This window comes from Pseudomonas sp. B23(2017), from assembly GCF_002113725.1.
GTDB lineage: Bacteria > Pseudomonadota > Gammaproteobacteria > Pseudomonadales > Pseudomonadaceae > Aquipseudomonas > Aquipseudomonas putida_Z.
Window position 1 is genome coordinate 93,382 of sequence record NZ_NEJM01000006.1, and the last position, 17,067, is coordinate 110,448.

The window sequence follows — 17,067 nt, forward strand, 5'->3', positions numbered from 1 at the left end:
AAAAGGGCGACCCTCGGGTCGCCCTTTTTTTATGTCGGAAATGGTCCATGTCGGAGGTGGATGATGTTGATGTTTGGCGACGTCATGAAAGGTCGCGGGCGTGATAACAATTTCCTGGTCATCAGGTTGCTGGCGGCAACCGCTGTGGTAGTTGGGCATTCCTTTGCGTTGTCCTACCTGGAGTGCCTGAGTTGTGCCGACCCGGCGTTGCTGCTGGGTATGCCGGTGCCGGTTCACAGCCTGGGCGTTGAAGTGTTCTTCATGGTCAGCGGGTTCTTGATCGCTGCCAGTGGTGAGCGCAATGGTGCCCGGGATTTCTACCTGGCGCGCGCACTGAGGATCTTGCCTGGTTTGCTGGTGTGTCTGCTGCTCATGGCCTTTGTGCTGGGGCCAGTGGTTACCTCGTTGCCGCTTGCCGAGTATTTCTCGAAAGGCCAGGTTTACAAGTACGTCTACAGCCCGCTGTTGATATTCAAGGATGCTCAGTTCGTGCTGCCCGGCGTGAGTTTTACTCCGAGGTTTCATGGGGTTTCGGTCAATGGCAGTTTGTGGACCATTCCGCTGGAAATGCGCATGTACCTGGTGCTGGGGGTATTGGTGCTGGTGGCCAGGGTTTGTCGATGGCCGATGGCAGGGCTGACGCTGGCGGCGCTGGTGATTGCGCTGGGGCTGCATACCCTGCATCCGGCTTATGGGGAGTACCCATTCAAGTTGGTGGTGTGTTTCCTGGCGGGTTCGGCGTTCTATTCGTGCCGGGCGGTGATCCCGCATGGGGGGTGGCTGCTGCTTGCCTGCGCCGGATTGTTCTTGCTGAGCAAGGGTGGGCGCTTCGAGGTGTTTACCTGCGCCATCCTGACGCTTTACGGCACCTTGTACTTTGCTTACTGCCCGCAGGTGAAGCTGCCTTCGTTGGTGCAGGATTACTCGTACGGTATCTACCTGTATGCATTTCCGATCCAGCAAGTGTTGGCGGGGGCAATGCCATGGGCCGGTCCCTACTGGTTGATGTTGGCTGCGGTGCCGGCGTCGTGGTTTGCGGGCTATGTTTCGTGGGAGCTGGTAGAGAAGCCTGCCTTGGCGATGCGAAAGCGCTTTTCCCAAGCGGTCTCCCGGGAACAATTGGCATAGGTGTTCAGGGTGTCGGTGTGCCCGCTGCGCTAGTGGCGGGCGCGCTCGGGTGCCGCCGGCTAGACCATCCCTGTAAAACTTCAATCTTGAATTTTTTTATTAAGTCAAGAACCACCCTGTTCAAATCCCTCCCAGCGTGCTACAAACTGGTTAAGCAATGATCTAGCTGCTTGATAACGAAGGGAAAAATATGACGAAGTCGGAGCTGATCGAACGTATTGTCACCCATCAGGGGCTGCTCTCGTCCAAGGACGTGGAGCTGGCCATCAAGACCATGCTTGAGCAGATGTCACAATGCCTTGCCACTGGCGATCGCATCGAGATTCGCGGTTTTGGCAGCTTCTCGCTGCACTATCGCGCCCCTCGCGTAGGCCGTAACCCGAAGACCGGCCAGTCGGTCAGCCTCGAAGGCAAGTTCGTGCCGCACTTCAAGCCTGGCAAGGAGTTGCGCGATCGGGTCAATGAAGAAGAACATGAGGCCCACACCTGATTCCACAAGGAGCAATCTGATGCGTAACCTCAAGCGCGCCCTGGCGGCGGTGTTCGTGCTGCTGTTGGCGGCTGTGGTGCTGTTCTTCGTGCTGGAGAACCAGCAAACCGTCTCGTTGGTCCTGTTCGGTTGGGCAGCCCCGGCCGTGCCAGTCGCCGTGCTGGTCCTGGCCGCCCTGGTCATTGGCCTGGCAGTCGGGCCGCTGCTGGGTGCCTACGGCGTGCAGCGCAGCAAGCGCAAGATCAGGGCTTCTGCCCGCCAGGCAGCACTGAACGGTAACTAAGGATATTTCCTACAACTGTTTGGGAAAGTCTCACCTATGCCTGTACCGGCCGTCATGGAGTAATAACGCACTTCATTTTCGGCCCAGGCGAGTGTGCGCAGCATGGAATATCCTGTCCTTTCCCATCACGGTGGTGCCCGTGGCGTCACCGGCTCATGCCATCAACTGCACCTCGCCCCGTCCACCAGCCTGCTGATCGACTGCGGCCTGGAGCAGGGCGCCGAGGCCGTGCCAGGCGCAGCATCGGCACCGTTGGGCTTCGACGTGCAGGGTATCCAGGCCCTGGTCATCACCCATGTGCATCTCGACCACGTAGGTCGCATTCCGGCATTGCTGGCTGCCGGCTACCGTGGCCCGATCCTGTGCAGCGAGCCGTCCGCCCGGCTGCTGCCTCTGGTGCTGGAAGATGCCTACAAGCTGAGTATCAGCAGTGAGCCCGCCCAAGTGGCGAGGTACCTGGAGTTCATCCGCGACCTGATCGAGCCGGTGCCTTTCGAGCAGTGGCACACCCTGGTCGAGCGCCCCGGCCTCGGTTGCCGCATTCGCCTGCAGCGCGCTGGTCATCTGCTGGGTTCGGCCTATGTCGAATGCGATGTGCAGCGTGAACAAGCCAATACCCGATATGTGTTCTCCGGTGACCTTGGTGCCGGTGGCAACCCTTTGCTGCGCCCTGTGCTGCCCCCGGAACGGGCCGATGTGCTGGTACTGGAAAGCACCTACGGCGACCGCCTGCACCCGCCTGCAGGCGACCGGCAGCAGCGGCTGGAAGCGGCCATCGACCGCGCCCTTGCCGACCAGGGCACGCTGCTCATTCCGGCCTTCAGTCTCGGCCGCACCCAGGAGCTGCTCTACGAGCTCGAAGGCATTCTTCATCGCAAGGCCTTGCTGAACAAGGCCGGCCCGGCCTCCGAGGGCGACCCGCTCGACTGGTCACAGCTGCCCATCATCCTTGACTCACCACTGGCCCAGCGCATTACCGGTGTGTACCGGGAGTTGCACGACTACTGGGATGCCGAAGCCAGGGCGCGCCTGGCCGAAGGGCGCGACCCGCTTGGCTTCAGCCAGTTGATCAGCGTGGACACCCATGCCCGCCACCAGCAGGTGGTCAATTACCTGAAGAGCACCGGGCGGCCGGCGATCGTGATTGCCGGCAATGGCATGTGTTCGGGTGGGCGCATCGTCAATTACCTCAAGGCCATGCTCGGGGATCCGCGGCACGAGGTTATGTTTGTCGGTTATCAGGCCAAGGGCACGCCGGGCGCGGTGATACAGGCGAGTGAAGGGGCGGAAGGGTTTGTGCAGATTGATCTGGATGGGCGGATGTATGAGGTGCGCGCAAAAGTCGTAACCTTGCCGGGCTACTCTGGTCATGCGGATCAGCAGGGGTTGGTTAGCTTCGCGCTGGATGGTGCGAAAGCCGCAAGGAAGGTTGTGCTGGTACATGGAGAAGCTCGGGCGAAATCAGCTTTGGCCGAAGCATTAAGCAAGCGCGGCGGTAGGGAGGTCGACGTCATGGTTGCCCAGTAGCGAGCCGCAGGCCGTCGGCTCGTGGGGCGGCGGTGGAACTTTGTTGACGGTATCTTTCTCTTAGATCGGATAAGTGCTAAAGCTGTAGGTCGTTTCGAGCGGTCTGCGGTGGATGAGCAAAATGCCGCTACGCTTAGCTTCAGCTGGTCTTTCGTCAGGTCAGCTGCAGCCAAGGCTAAGCCAAGCTGACATAGGAATCATGCAAATGGCCGGATCTAAGGAAAACGAGAACAAATGCGAAATGAACGTAGTCCCGGAGTCGAAAATGACGAAGTTGATGTTCTCGAGCTCTGGCATGTCTTGTGGAGTCGTAAACTGCTCATCCTTTCGTGCGTTGTTTTAGTTACTGCAGCTACTCTTGTTTATGTTTGGCTAAAGACGCCGATATATGAGGCCAAGTCTTTTATATTGCCACCTACCAAGAATGATATTGCCCAGTTGAACTATGGCCGCACTGAAGCCGGCGGCCTCAAAGCGTTTACACCCAAAGATGTTTATCAGATTTACCTGCGTTCCCTGCAATCCGAGTCACTGCGGCGCCAGTTTTTTCGCGCGGTCTATTTGCCTAATTTGCCAGAGGTCGCCCGCCAAGGCTCTCAAGATGCACTTTATGACCAGTTTGGCAAGGTATTGACTGTGGGGGCTGTGGCGGGAGATAGTGCCGAGCGCTTTTTGATCAGGGCGTTAAGCGACGACCCCAAGATGAGTGTGAAGTGGGTAACGCGTTTTTCGGAAATGGCCAGCGACCTTGCTAAAAAGACGCTGGTTGAAGATGCCGATACTGAAGTGAAGGTGCTGGTCAAGAACCTGGAGCAACAGATCCGCAGCGCACGAGATGCGGCGCACAAGCAGCGGGAAGATCAAATCGCCCGCCTTGAAGAGGCGCTGAAAGTTGCCAAGGCAGTGAACCTGAGCAAGCCCCCCATCATTGCCAGTGGCATGGATACTGAGGTGTCTGGCGGCATGCAGGGCGCACTGACCTACATGCGCGGTAGCCAGGCCCTTGAGGCAGAGCTTGCAAACCTTCGCACGCGGGAGTCCGATGACCCATTCGTCGCCGGTTTGCGGGAGATCCAGGAGAAACTCGACTTCTACCGCAACCTGCAGCTGAACCCTGCCGTGATCGAGGTGTTTCAGCAGGATGGTGCCATCGAGGTGCCTGATACCCCGGTCCGGCTGCGCAAATTGCTTATTGTCGTAGGGGGTGTGTTCGCAGGGCTGGTACTCGGTGTGCTCCTGGCCGCATTTACCCACCTGGTATCTACTGAAAGAGAGCGTCGTCTGGGGCGCGTTTGAGCTACCCCGCCCCCCCCGAGCCTGTATGCTGCGGGAAGAGTCGAACTGATAGTAATAAATTTCAACAAGAGGCTGGTTGCGTGAAGCTCATAGAAACAAATATCTCGGACGTAGTCGTTTTTGAACCTACCGTTTTCGAGGACGACAGGGGCTGGTTCTATGAGTCTTATAGCGAGCCTAAGTTTCATGCCTTGCTCAGTGCGCAAGGTATTACCCTTCCGCCTTCTTTTGTTCAGGAAAATTGCTCTTTATCCAAAAAGGGCGTCATGCGCGGCTTGCACTATCAGCTTTATCCATTTGCCCAAGGCAAGTTGGTAAGCGTGGTCAAGGGCGCAGTGTTCGACGTGGCAGTGGATATTCGAAAAGGCTCCCCTACCTTCGGGCAGTGGGTAGGCATGGAGCTGTCGGCGGCCAACCGCAAGATGATGTGGGTGCCTGAAGGCTTCGCCCATGGTTTTATCGCGCTGGAAGAAGATACGGTGTTTCAGTACCGCACGACCAATGTCTATTCCAAAGAGCATGAACGCAGCATTGCCTGGAATGACCCGGACCTTGCCATCGAATGGCCACAGCTGGAGGGGCTGCTGATCAGTGACAAGGATGCGATTGCGCCAACCCTTGCCGAGGCTGACTTGCCACCGCTGATCCTGAAAGGGCAGGCGGAAGACTTGGTACTACCGATCATTGGTGATGATCGCGGGAGCCTGATCAGTATTGAAAAGGCGTTGAATATCCCGTTTGCCATCCGTCGCGTCTACTACATCTTCGGTACCAAGGCCGGCGTCAGCCGCGGCTTCCATGCCCACCGGGATCTCCAGCAACTGATAATCTGCCTGGCCGGCAGTTGCCGCATGACCCTGGATGACGGTACCGGCCGAGTCGACCATATGCTTGACGCGCCACAGAAAGCCTTGCTGATCAAGAATATGGTCTGGCGTGAAATGCATGATTTCAGTGAAGACTGCGTACTCATGGTCATCGCCAGTGAAACCTACGACGAGCGTGATTACATTCGCAGTTACGATGACTTCAAGAGGCTGATCGCCCATGCCTAGCATTCATGCCTTGGCCGATGTACAAACCGATGCCATCGGTGAAAAAACCAGAGTCTGGCAATACGCGGTCATCCTCAAAGGTGCGCGAATTGGCAGCAACTGCAACATATGCGCCCACACCCTGATCGAAGGAGGGGTTGTAGTCGGGGACAACGTCACCGTGAAAAGTGGTGTGTTTCTGTGGGAGGGGCTCGTGATCGAGGACAATGTCTTCATTGGCCCCAATGCTACATTCACCAACGACAGAGTGCCGCGCTCCAAGTGTTACCCCGAGGCTTACGAAGTCACGGTGCTGAAGGAAGGCTGCAGCATCGGTGCAAACGCAACATTGCTCCCGGGCGTCACGATTGGTCGACATGCCATGGTAGGTGCCGGTGCCGTCGTGACAAAGGATGTACCTGATTACTGCGTGGTAGTGGGTAATCCGGCAAAAATAACAAGGGAGCTAGAGCATGGTTGATTTCCTGAATCTCAAGGCCGTCAATAAACAGTACCGCGAAGAATTGTTGCAAGCGTGTGCCGATGTCATCGATTCCGGCTGGTACATCGGCGGTAGCGCTCTGGCCCGCTTTGAAAGCAACTTTGCCGCTTATTGCGGTACCGCTCATTGCATTGGCGTGGCAAACGGCCTCGATGCGCTGACGTTGACCTTGACTGCCTGGAAACAGCTGGGGCGGGTGAAGCAGGGTGATGAAGTCATCGTCCCGGCCAATACCTACATTGCGAGCATCCTGGCAATCACCGCCAGTGGGCTTGAGCCTGTGCTCGTCGAACCTGACCCCGCAACCTTCAATATTGATACCTCCCTCATACGCCAAGCTATTACCGACAAGACGCGCGTCATCCTGCCGGTGCACCTGTATGGGCAAATTGCAGACATGAAGGCGATCACCGAGATTGCCGCCGAATACGGTTTGCTGGTACTCGAAGACTCGGCCCAGGCTCACGGTGCCTCAATCGATGGCAAGCGGGCGGGGAGCTGGGGGAATGCCTCGGGCTTCAGCTTCTATCCGGGTAAGAATCTGGGTGCGCTCGGCGATGCCGGGGCGATAACCACCTCGGATGCCGAGTTGGCGGAAGTGCTGCGCGCCCTCAGAAACTACGGCTCCCATGAGAAGTACAAGAACTTGTACGTCGGAGTGAACAGTCGTTTGGACGAGATCCAGGCGGCTATGCTGGACGTGAAGCTCAAGTATCTGGGTGAAGAAATCAGCCGGCGCCGGCACATCACCCAGTGCTACCGCGCGGGGATTCAAAATGCTCAAATCGTCCAGCCGCAAAATAGTGTTGTCGAGGAGCATGTCTGGCATCTGTATGTAGTACGCACGCCGCACAGAAACGATTTGCAGCAACATCTTCGCGAGCAAGGGATACAGACGCTGGTTCACTACCCAATCCCGCCTCACAGGCAGCAGGCTTACAGTCAGTACAACGGTTTGAGCCTGCCGCTGACTGAAAAAATTCATGATGAAGTGCTCAGCCTGCCTGTCGACCCCACCATGAGCGACGCGGATATTCAGACGGTCATCGATGCCTGCAACAGTTTTACTGTGTCCGGGCAATAATACATGACGTTGATCAAGACCAGTCTGCTGAATGCTATTGCTGTTTTTGTAAAGATGGCGACATTGCTGGGGCTCAACAAGGTGCTGGCCCTTTATGTAGGGCCAGCGGGTTACGCGGCGATCGGGCAATTGCAGAATGCCGTTACCATGTTCACGACACTGGCCAGCGGCGCTGTCAGCACAGGGGTAACCAAGTACACGGCGGAGTTTGCTGATCGGCCGGACGAACAACACAGGATCTGGCGAACTGCCGGGACGCTGTCACTGCTGGTTTCGTGTGTATTGGCAGTGCTGATCGTGGCCATGCGGGCACCATTGGCAGGTTGGTTTTTCAACGACGAAAAACTCGCCCCAGTGCTGGTGTGGTTTGCCGCTACCTTGGTATTTTTTGCTTTCAACTCTTTGCTGCTGGGCATTCTGAACGGCAAGAAAGACGTTCAGCGCTACGTGCTTGCCAATATTTCTGGCAGCCTGATATCGCTGGTGGTGACCTGTGCCCTGACCATCAGGCTGGGGTTGTACGGTGCGCTGGTTTCGCTGGCTGTGTACCAGTCGTTGAGCTTCGTGGCCACCTTGGTCATCTGCATGCGCACATCATGGTTCCGCCTCTCAGATTTCATCGGGGCGCTGGACAAGCAGTCCTTGTCCCGGCTGGCAAAGTTTGCCCTCATGGCCGTTGTGACAGCATGTTCTCTGCCCGTTTGCCATGTGTTCATCCGTGATTACCTGGGGGCGGAGTTCGGCTGGGATCACGCTGGTTACTGGGAGGCCATGTGGCGGTTGAGCACGGCCTATCTCATGTTGATCACCACGACGCTTGCGGTCTATTACCTGCCGAGGCTTTCGGAGCTTTCAGATGCAGGTGAACTTCGTCGGGAAATCATTCAGGGATACAAGCTCATCCTGCCCCTGACCATTGCTGCCGGCCTGGTTATCTACCTGCTCAGGGACTTCATCATCCATGTCCTTTTCTCGGCGTCATTCCTGCCCATGCGTGAGCTGTTCGCATGGCAGATGGTAGGGGACAGCTTGAAGGTCATCAGTTGGTTGATGGCCTACCTGATGCTCGGCAAGGCACTCACCCGGTTGTATCTGATTACCGAAGTCCTCTCGACGCTTTCGCTTTATGCTCTGACGGTCTATTTCACCCAGTTGTGGGGGTATGAAAAAGTTACCCTTGCATACGCGGCAAACTACCTGTTGTACGGAGTCGTGATGTATTTCTCGGTATTCCGTCGTTTGCACATTATTGTTGGCGATACGGCGCGGAGCTGAGTAGAGATGAAGGACGTCATCGAACAGTTACATGGGCGCATCCTTGGCGCTGAACCTGCCCAGGCATTGGTGCAGGCGCAGGTCTATGGGGCACTGCTCTGGGCGGTGGACCTGGGTATTTATGATGCCACCGCGCTGGAGCGCCACCTGGTGGCCCGATGCGCCAGCCAGGTCACGCTGCCGGCTGTCAGCAGCGTATCGCGCGGCTGCCTGCATGTGGTCAGCGAACCCTATATGCAAGGCGGGCACACCCGGCTGATGGAGCGCCTGGCGCACATGCACGAGGGGCCTGTGGGCCTGCTGGTCGCGCGCAGCGCCAAGCCCCAGGTGCTCGAACGCCTGGCAGGCTATTTCGCCCATATCGAGGTGGCGCGCGGCGATGACCCGTGTGCCCGCCTGCAGTCCATCGTCGACATCCTGGCCCAGTACGACAAGGTGGTGTTGCACATTCACCCGGACGACATCATCACCACCGTCGCCTGCGGCCTGCTGAAGCAACAACGTGGCGCCGCGCTGACAGTGTATTTCGTCAACCATGCCGACCACGTGTTCAGCTTTGGCGCGTCGGTGGCCGACGTGTATTTCGAGATCAGCGCCTACGGGCACCATCTGGACAAGAAAAAGCACCTATCCTGCCAGAAGAGCTTCCTGGCGATCCCGATCGAGACCAGCGGCGCCAGAGTGCCGGATGCCGTGCCAACCCATGAGCGGATCAAGGTGTTCAGCGCTGCCTCGGCGGCCAAGTACAAGCCCCACGGCGGCCTGGACATGCGTCCGTCGATCACGGCGATTCTTCAGCGCTTCCCCAATGCCGAGTGCTGGATCATCGGTGCCAACCCCCTGACCAACACCTGGTGGTGGACAGTGAAGCTGCGCTACCCCAAGCGCTTCTTCATCCGCCGCCACCTGCCGTACAAGGACTACCTGGCCTTTGCGGAAAAAGCCGACTTCTACCTGGACAGCTACCCTATACCCGGTGGCACGGCGTTCGCCGAGCAATTGCTCAAGGGCCGGCGTTGCGTGGGGCTGGTGGCGCCGATTCAGGGCTATTCCCCGGCAGACGGCCTGAAGGTGGCCAGCATCGACCAGCTGCTGGCCAGCATCGAACAACCCCGGCCCAGTGCCTCGGTGGTGGAAGCGGTGCAGCGGGTCAACTCGCTGGAGTCGGTGAAAGCGCGTTACCTGGCTTGCATCGAGCGGGGCGAATTCAGCGAGAACGAACTGGCAGCCATGTTGCCGTGGACGGGCAACCTCGATTTCATGAAACCGACAGGTAAGGTCACTAGCATGATCCCTGCGGATGTCTTCGACGCCCTGTGCCGCATAGACACGAACCTGGCGTTGCGAACCCTGTTTGCCTACGCCTGGGTGCCGAGAATCAAACTCTTGATCAAGGTCGTGCTGTTCCGGCTGGCCAGGCTGACCAGAGCGCGAGGGTGAGTGTGATCAGGATATTTATCGGCGTGCTGTTCTGCCTGCTGTTCTTCAGCGACTTCGTCGTGTTGACGCTGGGGCTGGGCAGTGTGTTTGCCGGTTGGCGAGAAATGATCAGCCTGCTGATGATCATGTGGCTGCTGCTGCGGGTGCTGGCCGGTGTCACGGCACGTGGCATGGTCAACCTCGAAGTCGGGCGGTGGTTGCTGGTCGTGCTGTTCTTCGTCTTCCTGTATCTGCTGTTCGGCGACCTTAGCGCGTCGTCGGTGCGCATGTTCCGCGCACTGGCCGTGCCGGTGTTCGTCGGCATGGCGGTGGCCATCTGGGCCCACGCGGTGTCGACCGAGAAGAAGCTGCGCCATGTGTACTGGTCGGTGCTGGCGATGAGCGTACTTACCGGCGCGTATGCGTTTTACCAGTACCTGACCATCGTCTCGGCCGAGCAGTTCTGGTACTGGCCGCTGCTTACCGCCAAAGGCTATGAGCTGCAACCCTACAACTCGATGCGTGACGGGCTGCCGCGGGTTTCCGGCTTCTTTACCGGCACGCTGGAGTTTTCTGCGGTAATCCTCAATACCGCCGCCATGACCCTGGCCGTGTTGCTCAGCGGGCGCAACTGGTCTTTGACCCGGCGCCTGCTGCTGAGTGTTGCCTTCCTGCTGCTGTGCGGGCTGATTGTGATCGGTTCGGTGCGTACGGCCATGATCGGCCTGGTGTGCATCTGCTCGATGCTGGTGGCGGCCCGGGTACTGCATACGGCCTGGCTGATCTCACTGCTGGGCTACCTGCAGTTCGTGGGCCTGACCGTGGCGATTTTCGCCTACCTGTCGATGGGCTACACCGAGGACTTGTCGGCACTGGACCGTGAGCGGCAGTGGCTGCACATGTTTGAGGTGCTTGGCGCGCACCCCATGGGCTATGGCTTTGGCGCGGTAGGCCCGGGCCAGCCGCACTGGTTCGATTCGTTCTGGCTCAACCTGCTGGCCACCTGCGGTCTGGTCGGCCTGCTGATCATGGCCGGGTTGATCCTCTGGTACCACAAGCTGGTGACGATCATCGTCCGGGACAGGCCTCACGGCAGCTCCTGGAAAAACGGCCTGGGCAACTTCGTGATTGCCAGCTATCCGTTCTTCCTGAGCTCGTTCTTTTTCCAGTCCTATACGAACAGTGTTGTCCTCTACATTTTCGCGATCGTGGTGATGGTGATCATTGGTGAAAACAGAAGAACAAAAGTTGAGCCTGGCAGTCCTGATCGTTCTGTATCGGAAAGCTAGCCAGGACTCGATTGCCCTGCAGTCGTTGCTCGCGCAGCAGGCGTTACTGCGTGACGAGGGTATCGACCTGCAGCTGTACGTCTGGAACAACTCCCCCGGCGTGGCACAGCCGTGCCCGGGCGTACGCTGGTACGAGGCGGACAACCAGCGGTTGTCGGTGGTCTACAACCAGGTGGCCGAACAGGCGTTTGCCGCCGGGGTCGACCTGTTCATGATCTCGGACGACGACACCAACTACTCGAACATCCGCCTGTCCAGCTGCCTGGCGCAGATCGGCCAGGTACGCCGTGCGCCAGGCGGCGAGCAGGTGGGCGTGTTCATGCCCCGGCTGGTCAGCCATGGGCAACTGGTCAGCCCCGGCAAGCGCTGGCTGTTCATGGGCCGCCTTACCCCCAACGTGGCCGCGGGGCTGGTGGACTCGAAAAACCTGCTGGGCATCAACAGTGGCCTGATCTTCACTTGCGAGTGCTTCCAGCGCATGACGCCTTTCTATGACGAGCGGTTGCGCTTCTATGCCACCGATACCGACTTTTTCATCCGCTACGAGGGTTATTTCCCCAAGGCCTGCGTGCTGGATGTGGAGATTGCCCACGACCTGTCCGAGCACAGTGCCGATACCCCCGAGCGTGCCTTGTTCCGCTTCGAGGAAATGATCCACGGGCTGCGTATCAGCTTCCATTCCCACGGCCTGCTGGAGCGAGGCCTGCTTGACCTGTACCTGGTCTATGCGGCCATTCGCAAAGCGGTGGCCTACCGCCGCCCGGCCTTCGTCAAGGCCTTGTTTACCCAGGTGAGGGCCGTGAAATGATGCATGCCTTGCTCGAAAAACTGGTGCTGCTGGTTAAAAAGCGCCCATTGGTTGTCGACCGGCGCATCTCGTCGGGCTATCTGCTGGGGCTGTTCGTGACCAAGCTGCTGATGGCCTGCCGCGGCGTGATCCGCCTGCGCCGGCGGCGCCTGGCGTTCATCGGCTCGGGGGTAACCCTGAAGGAAGTGGGCAAGATCGAGTACGGCCCGGGGCTGGTCATCGACCAGGGCTGCTTCGTCGATGCCTTGTCCAATGACGGCATCCGCTTCGGCACCGCCGTGTCGCTGAACAAGCACATCATCATCGAGTGCACCGGCAGCCTGGCCAACATCGGCAAGGGCCTGGTGATCGGCGACAACGTCGGCCTGGGTGCCGGCTGCTTCCTGGGCTGCGCCGGCGGCATCGAGATTGGCAGCGACACCATCATCGGCAACTTCGTCAGCTTCCATTCGGAAAACCACAACTTCGAAGACCCGCTGCAACCCATCCGCCTGCAGGGCGTGACCCGCCAGGGCATCAAGGTGGGCCGCAACTGCTGGATCGGCGCCAAGGTGACCGTACTCGATGGCGCGGTGATCGAAGACGGCTGCGTGTTCGCCGCAGGGGCGGTGGTGGCCGCGGGCGTGTACCGCAAGAATTCGATTTATGGCGGTGTGCCGGCCAAGTTCATCAAGGCGCGCGTAGCGGAAGAAGGGGTGGCATGAAAACGTTGCACTTTGTCCATCTGCTTAATGACTACAGCGGCAGCCCCCGGGTGTTGAACCAGACCATCACCGCGCTACAGCGACACGGCGCCGACTGCACCCTGCACGTGGGCAGCAGCGGCCACGGTGTGCTCGACGAGCTGCAGGTACGCACCTGCAGGTTTGCCTACAAGCGCTTCGACAACCGCTGGCTGACCTTGCTGGCGTATGCCGGCTCGCAGGTGGCGCTGTTCTTCAGCCTGTTGCGCCAGGTGCGGCCGGGGTCGATCGTGCTGGTTAACACCATGCTGCCCTTTGGTGCCGCCCTGGCCGCCCGTTTGCGCGGTGCCAAGGTGGTCTACCACGTGCACGAAACCTCCATCCGGCCTGCGCTGCTCAAGGCGTTCCTGCGCCGGGTGATTGCCGGCTGTGCCAGCAAGGTGGTCTACGTGTCGAAGTACCTGCAGGTACAAGAGGGCGTGGCCGGCGTGCCAGCGGTGACCGTGTACAACGGGCTGGCCGAGGGCTTCCAGCAGCAGGCAATGGCCACGCCGTACCAGCACTTGCACGACGGCAGCTTCAACGTGCTGATGCTGGCGTCGTTGAAGGGCTACAAAGGGGTGGACGAATTTGTCGCCCTGGCCACCGCACTGGCCGCGAACCCTGTGCTGAAATTCACCCTGGTGCTCAATGCCAGCCCGCAGGAAGTGGACGCCTACTTTGCCGGCAAGGTTCTGCCGCAAAACCTCATGCTCAGCCCGGCCAGTGCCGAGGTGGCGAAGTTCTACCGCAATGCCAGCCTGGTGCTGAACCTGTCCCATGTGGACGGCTGGGTTGAAACCTTTGGCCTGACCATTCTCGAGGCGATGGCTTTCGGCATCCCGACCATAGTGCCCCCGGTAGGCGGCCCGGTCGAACTGGTCAGTGACGGGGTTGAGGGCTACCAGATCGATTCGAAAAACCATGAACAACTGGTGCGCACCGTTGCGCGCCTGTCGCAGGACCCACAGGTGTGCCAGGCACTGTCCGAGTGCGCACGCAGGAAAGCGAGTGAGTTTTCCACTGCCAACTTCCAGAAAAAAATCGTGATGGTGTTTGATGACCTATAAGATTGCAGTGATTGGTACGGTCGGTTTACCCGCTCAATACGGTGGTTGGGAAACACTGACCGAGCAATTGGTGCGCAACCTGCCGGGTGACTGCGAACTCACCGTATATTGCAGTGCGCCCCATTACCCCCAGCGCCCGAAGTTTTTCGAGCGTGCCCGCCTGGTCTACCTGAACCTCAAGGCCAATGGCGTGCAAAGCATTCCGTACGATGTGCTGAGCATGCTGCACGCCTACCGCAAGCATGACCTGATGCTGATTCTGGGTGTTTCCGGCTGCATTGCCCTGCCATTCATGCGCCTGCTGACCCGCAAGCCGATCGTGGTGAACATCGACGGCTATGAATGGAAGCGCGCCAAGTGGTCCAACTTCGCCCGCTGGTTCCTGAAGTTGTCCGAAGCGGTGGCCGTGCGTTTTGCCCACGCGGTCATCACCGACAACAAGGTGTTGCAGGAATACGTGACCGCCGAATACAACAAACCCAGCGAACTGATTGCCTACGGTGGCGACCAGGCCCGGGCCGGCGAGCCAAGCGAGCAAGCCCGCCAGGCTTACCCCTTCCTGGGTGCGCCCTATGCCTTTACGGTGTGCCGCATCGAGCCGGAGAACAACATCCATGTCATTCTCGAAGCCTTCGCCGGCTCTGGCATGCCGCTGGCGATCATCGGCAACTGGAACCACAGCGAATACGGCGTGCAACTGCGCAAGCAATACGAAGGGGTAAGCAACATTCACCTGCTGGACCCGATCTACGACGTGGAGCAACTGAGCCCGCTGCGCAGCAATGCCACGGTGTACCTGCATGGCCACAGCGCCGGCGGCACCAACCCGTCGCTTGTCGAAGCCATGTGGCTGGGCCTGCCGGTGGTGGCCTTCGATGTGTCGTTCAACCGCGCCACCACCGAAGACCAGGCGCTGTACTTTGCCGACAGCACCTCGCTGCGCAACCACGCCCAAGCCCTGTTTGCCGATGAAGGCGCCCGTGCGCAGCTTTCGGCGCGCCTGCATGAAATTGCCAACCGCCGTTACCGATGGTCGGTGGTGGCAGACCAGTACCGTAGCGTGTTCACCCGCCTGCTAGGCCGGGCGGGGAGAGGCTGATGGCCGAGCAAGGCAACGGGCAACGGCCAGGTATCCTGGCCACCGGCGGTAGCGGTTTTGTCGGCAAGGTGTTGCTGCAACGGCTTGCTGCAGACACACGCTGGGCGCCGCGCGCGCTGGTACGGCAAGCGCCCGGCCAGCGGCTGGCGGGCGTCGACTACCGGCCATTCAGCGAACTGGCGGCGGTGGATGTTGCTTCAGGGCATTTCGAGCATGTCGACACCGTAATCCACCTGGCCTCCCGCGTGCACGTTATGCAGGAAACCGCCGCCGATCCGCTGGCCGAGTTCCGCCGGGTAAACGTGGAAGGTACCCTGAGCCTGGCCCGAGCCGCCGCCCAGGCCGGTGTGCGGCGCTTCATTTTTGCAAGCTCGGTGAAGGTGAACGGCGAAACCACCAACGGCCGCCAGCCGTTCACCGCCGATGAAACCCCCGCGCCTTCGGACCCGTACGGCATCTCCAAGCGCGAAGCCGAAGACGGCCTGCGCCAATTGGCGGCTGAAACCGGGCTGGAAGTGGTGATCGTGCGCCCGGTGCTGGTGTATGGTCCAGGCGTGAAAGCCAACTTCCGCAGCATGATGAACTGGCTGAGCAAAGGTGTGCCGCTGCCGTTTGGCGCCATCCACAACAAACGCAGCCTGGTGGCGTTGGACAACCTGGTGGACCTGCTGCTGACCTGCATCGACCACCCGGCCGCCGCCAACCAGACTTTTCTGGCAAGCGACGGCCACGACCTGTCCACCACCGAACTGCTGCAACGGTTGGGCAAGGCGCTGGGCAAGCCAGCCAGGTTGTTGCCCGTGCCCGCCGCCTGGTTGAAGGGCGCGGCCACCTTGGCCGGCAAGGCCGGGCTGGCCCAGCGCCTGTGCGGCTCGCTGCAGGTAGACATTGGCAAAACCCGTGAACTGCTGGGCTGGCAGCCCCCGCTGGATGTCGACCAGGCACTGCGGGCCACGGCACTCAACTTTCTGAAAGAGCAAGACAAATGATGGCATGGTGGCTTATCCCCCTGGTCGCAGGGGCATCCCTGCTTTTGACCGCAGTGCTGCGGCGCTACGCCCTGAACAAGCAGATCATCGACGTGCCCAACGCGCGCAGTTCGCACACCGTGCCCACCCCACGGGGTGGCGGTGTGGCCATTGTGCTGAGCTTTCTTGGCTGCCTGCCGCTGCTGGGCCTGGCGGGCGCTGTGCCGCTGCCGGCACTGGTTGCCATCGGCGGGGCAGGGGCACTGATCGCGGTAATCGGCTTCATGGACGACCACGGCCACATCGCTGCCCGCTGGCGCCTGCTTGGCCACTTCGCCGCGGCCGCCTGGATGCTGTACTGGCTGGGTGGCCTGGCGCCGCTGCAAGTGTTCGGCTTTACCCTGGACCTGCAGTGGTTCGGCTACATCCTGGCCGCGTTCTACAGCGTGTGGATGCTCAACCTGTATAACTTCATGGATGGTATCGACGGCATCGCCAGCGTCGAAGCGGTGACCGCCTGCCTGGGCATGGTGCTGCTCTCGGCCCTGGCCGGTGTGCCACAGTTGATGGCGTTGCCACTGTTGCTGGCCGCGGCCACGCTGGGCTTCCTGTTCTGGAACTTCCCACCGGCCAGGATCTTCATGGGTGACGCTGGCAGTGGCTTCCTTGGTATCGTGCTGGCAGGCCTGTCGCTGCAGGCGGCCTGGGCCGCGCCGCAGCTGTTCTGGTGCTGGCTGATCCTGTTGGGCGTGTTCGTGGTCGACGCTACCTTCACCCTGATCCGCCGCCTGCTGCGCGGCGACAAGGTGTACGAAGCGCACCGCAGCCACGCCTACCAGTTCGCCTCGCGCCACTATGGCAAGCACCTGCCGGTGACCTTGGCTGTGGCCGGGCTCAACCTGTTCTGGCTGCTGCCGGTGGCCTTGTGTGTGCTGTTGCTGGGCCTGGACGGCGTGTTGGGCGTGATCATCGCCTACCTGCCATTGGCGTTTCTGGCCGTGCGCTGGCGCGCCGGTGAACTCGAACACTAGCTAGAGTGATAGAAAGAAGACGCTAGACATGTCACTTTGCAA

The 17,067-nt window shown here is 59.8% G+C and carries 17 protein-coding genes and 1 pseudogene; all 18 read left to right on the forward strand.

Annotated features, from left to right (window positions below; genetic code table 11):
• Window positions 1-69: 69 nt before the first annotated feature.
• Complete coding sequence (locus CAG46_RS12140) at window positions 70-1,128, forward strand: acyltransferase (RefSeq protein WP_178080701.1); 1,059 nt, start codon at window positions 70-72, stop codon at window positions 1,126-1,128.
• Window positions 1,129-1,318: 190 nt separating this feature from the next.
• Window positions 1,319-1,618 (forward strand): integration host factor subunit beta, encoded by a 300-nt coding sequence (ihfB, locus tag CAG46_RS12145; protein ID WP_013971456.1) that lies wholly within the window; start codon window positions 1,319-1,321, stop codon window positions 1,616-1,618.
• Between the two features lie 19 nt (window positions 1,619-1,637).
• Window positions 1,638-1,901, forward strand: a complete 264-nt coding sequence (locus tag CAG46_RS12150) for a lipopolysaccharide assembly protein LapA domain-containing protein (RefSeq protein WP_085617676.1) — start codon at window positions 1,638-1,640, stop codon at window positions 1,899-1,901.
• A 102-nt stretch (window positions 1,902-2,003) separates the two neighbouring features.
• The gene (locus tag CAG46_RS12155) at window positions 2,004-3,428 is read left to right on the forward strand and encodes an MBL fold metallo-hydrolase RNA specificity domain-containing protein (RefSeq protein WP_085617678.1); all 1,425 of its coding nucleotides are present in this window, start codon (window positions 2,004-2,006) and stop codon (window positions 3,426-3,428) included.
• A 234-nt stretch (window positions 3,429-3,662) separates the two neighbouring features.
• A complete protein-coding gene (locus CAG46_RS12160; RefSeq protein ID WP_085617680.1) occupies window positions 3,663-4,724 on the forward strand; it encodes an LPS O-antigen chain length determinant protein WzzB in 1,062 nt (353 codons plus the stop codon).
• Window positions 4,725-4,804: 80 nt separating this feature from the next.
• Window positions 4,805-5,365, forward strand: a pseudogene (gene rfbC / locus CAG46_RS29085) (dTDP-4-dehydrorhamnose 3,5-epimerase); the annotation flags it as partial.
• A gap of 27 nt (window positions 5,366-5,392) precedes the next feature.
• Window positions 5,393-5,779, forward strand: coding sequence for an FdtA/QdtA family cupin domain-containing protein (locus tag CAG46_RS29090; protein WP_223998121.1), 387 nt, complete (start codon window positions 5,393-5,395; stop codon window positions 5,777-5,779).
• On the forward strand, window positions 5,772-6,239 hold the full coding sequence (locus CAG46_RS12170; protein WP_085590002.1) for an acyltransferase: 468 nt from the start codon (window positions 5,772-5,774) through the stop codon (window positions 6,237-6,239). The genes CAG46_RS29090 and CAG46_RS12170 overlap by 8 nt, the downstream gene beginning before the upstream one ends.
• Window positions 6,232-7,344: a DegT/DnrJ/EryC1/StrS aminotransferase family protein gene (locus CAG46_RS12175; RefSeq protein WP_085617682.1), complete on the forward strand. Its 1,113-nt coding sequence runs from the start codon at window positions 6,232-6,234 to the stop codon at window positions 7,342-7,344. The genes CAG46_RS12170 and CAG46_RS12175 overlap by 8 nt, the downstream gene beginning before the upstream one ends.
• Window positions 7,345-7,347: 3 nt before the next feature.
• A complete protein-coding gene (locus tag CAG46_RS12180; RefSeq protein WP_085590006.1) occupies window positions 7,348-8,619 on the forward strand; it encodes an O-antigen translocase in 1,272 nt (423 codons plus the stop codon).
• 6 nt (window positions 8,620-8,625) lie between these two features.
• A complete protein-coding gene (locus CAG46_RS12185) occupies window positions 8,626-10,059 on the forward strand; it encodes a hypothetical protein (protein WP_085617684.1) in 1,434 nt (477 codons plus the stop codon).
• Window positions 10,060-10,061: 2 nt separating this feature from the next.
• Window positions 10,062-11,327 carry a hypothetical protein gene (locus tag CAG46_RS12190; RefSeq protein ID WP_178080702.1) on the forward strand — a complete coding sequence of 422 codons (1,266 nt, stop codon included), beginning with the start codon at window positions 10,062-10,064 and terminating at the stop codon, window positions 11,325-11,327.
• Window positions 11,287-12,135, forward strand: a complete 849-nt coding sequence (locus tag CAG46_RS12195; RefSeq protein WP_085617689.1) for a hypothetical protein — start codon at window positions 11,287-11,289, stop codon at window positions 12,133-12,135. The genes CAG46_RS12190 and CAG46_RS12195 overlap by 41 nt, the downstream gene beginning before the upstream one ends.
• Window positions 12,132-12,839 carry an acyltransferase gene (locus tag CAG46_RS12200; protein WP_046615532.1) on the forward strand — a complete coding sequence of 236 codons (708 nt, stop codon included), beginning with the start codon at window positions 12,132-12,134 and terminating at the stop codon, window positions 12,837-12,839. Before CAG46_RS12195 ends, CAG46_RS12200 begins: the two co-directional genes overlap by 4 nt.
• Complete coding sequence (locus CAG46_RS12205) at window positions 12,836-13,927, forward strand: glycosyltransferase family 4 protein (RefSeq protein ID WP_085590014.1); 1,092 nt, start codon at window positions 12,836-12,838, stop codon at window positions 13,925-13,927. The genes CAG46_RS12200 and CAG46_RS12205 overlap by 4 nt, the downstream gene beginning before the upstream one ends.
• Window positions 13,917-15,026, forward strand: a complete 1,110-nt coding sequence (locus tag CAG46_RS12210; protein ID WP_085590016.1) for a DUF1972 domain-containing protein — start codon at window positions 13,917-13,919, stop codon at window positions 15,024-15,026. Before CAG46_RS12205 ends, CAG46_RS12210 begins: the two co-directional genes overlap by 11 nt.
• On the forward strand, window positions 15,026-16,015 hold the full coding sequence (locus CAG46_RS12215; protein ID WP_085617691.1) for an SDR family oxidoreductase: 990 nt from the start codon (window positions 15,026-15,028) through the stop codon (window positions 16,013-16,015). The genes CAG46_RS12210 and CAG46_RS12215 overlap by 1 nt, the downstream gene beginning before the upstream one ends.
• Window positions 16,012-17,025, forward strand: a complete 1,014-nt coding sequence (locus CAG46_RS12220; RefSeq protein ID WP_085617693.1) for a glycosyltransferase family 4 protein — start codon at window positions 16,012-16,014, stop codon at window positions 17,023-17,025. Before CAG46_RS12215 ends, CAG46_RS12220 begins: the two co-directional genes overlap by 4 nt.
• Window positions 17,026-17,067 lie beyond the last annotated feature (42 nt).

Excerpts from the sequence above, each read along its gene's own strand:
- CAG46_RS12140 (WP_178080701.1), top strand. The coding sequence starts at position 70 with ATGTTTGGCGACGTCATGAAAGGTCGCGGGCGTGATAACAATTTCCTG.
- ihfB (WP_013971456.1), top strand. The coding sequence starts at position 1,319 with ATGACGAAGTCGGAGCTGATCGAACGTATTGTCACCCATCAGGGGCTG.
- CAG46_RS12150 (WP_085617676.1), top strand. The coding sequence starts at position 1,638 with ATGCGTAACCTCAAGCGCGCCCTGGCGGCGGTGTTCGTGCTGCTGTTG.
- CAG46_RS12155 (WP_085617678.1), top strand. The coding sequence starts at position 2,004 with ATGGAATATCCTGTCCTTTCCCATCACGGTGGTGCCCGTGGCGTCACC.
- CAG46_RS12160 (WP_085617680.1), top strand. The coding sequence starts at position 3,663 with ATGCGAAATGAACGTAGTCCCGGAGTCGAAAATGACGAAGTTGATGTT.
- CAG46_RS12170 (WP_085590002.1), top strand. The coding sequence starts at position 5,772 with ATGCCTAGCATTCATGCCTTGGCCGATGTACAAACCGATGCCATCGGT.
- CAG46_RS12175 (WP_085617682.1), top strand. The coding sequence starts at position 6,232 with ATGGTTGATTTCCTGAATCTCAAGGCCGTCAATAAACAGTACCGCGAA.
- CAG46_RS12180 (WP_085590006.1), top strand. The coding sequence starts at position 7,348 with ATGACGTTGATCAAGACCAGTCTGCTGAATGCTATTGCTGTTTTTGTA.
- CAG46_RS12185 (WP_085617684.1), top strand. The coding sequence starts at position 8,626 with ATGAAGGACGTCATCGAACAGTTACATGGGCGCATCCTTGGCGCTGAA.
- CAG46_RS12200 (WP_046615532.1), top strand. The coding sequence starts at position 12,132 with ATGATGCATGCCTTGCTCGAAAAACTGGTGCTGCTGGTTAAAAAGCGC.
- CAG46_RS12205 (WP_085590014.1), top strand. The coding sequence starts at position 12,836 with ATGAAAACGTTGCACTTTGTCCATCTGCTTAATGACTACAGCGGCAGC.
- CAG46_RS12210 (WP_085590016.1), top strand. The coding sequence starts at position 13,917 with ATGACCTATAAGATTGCAGTGATTGGTACGGTCGGTTTACCCGCTCAA.
- CAG46_RS12215 (WP_085617691.1), top strand. The coding sequence starts at position 15,026 with ATGGCCGAGCAAGGCAACGGGCAACGGCCAGGTATCCTGGCCACCGGC.
- CAG46_RS12220 (WP_085617693.1), top strand. The coding sequence starts at position 16,012 with ATGATGGCATGGTGGCTTATCCCCCTGGTCGCAGGGGCATCCCTGCTT.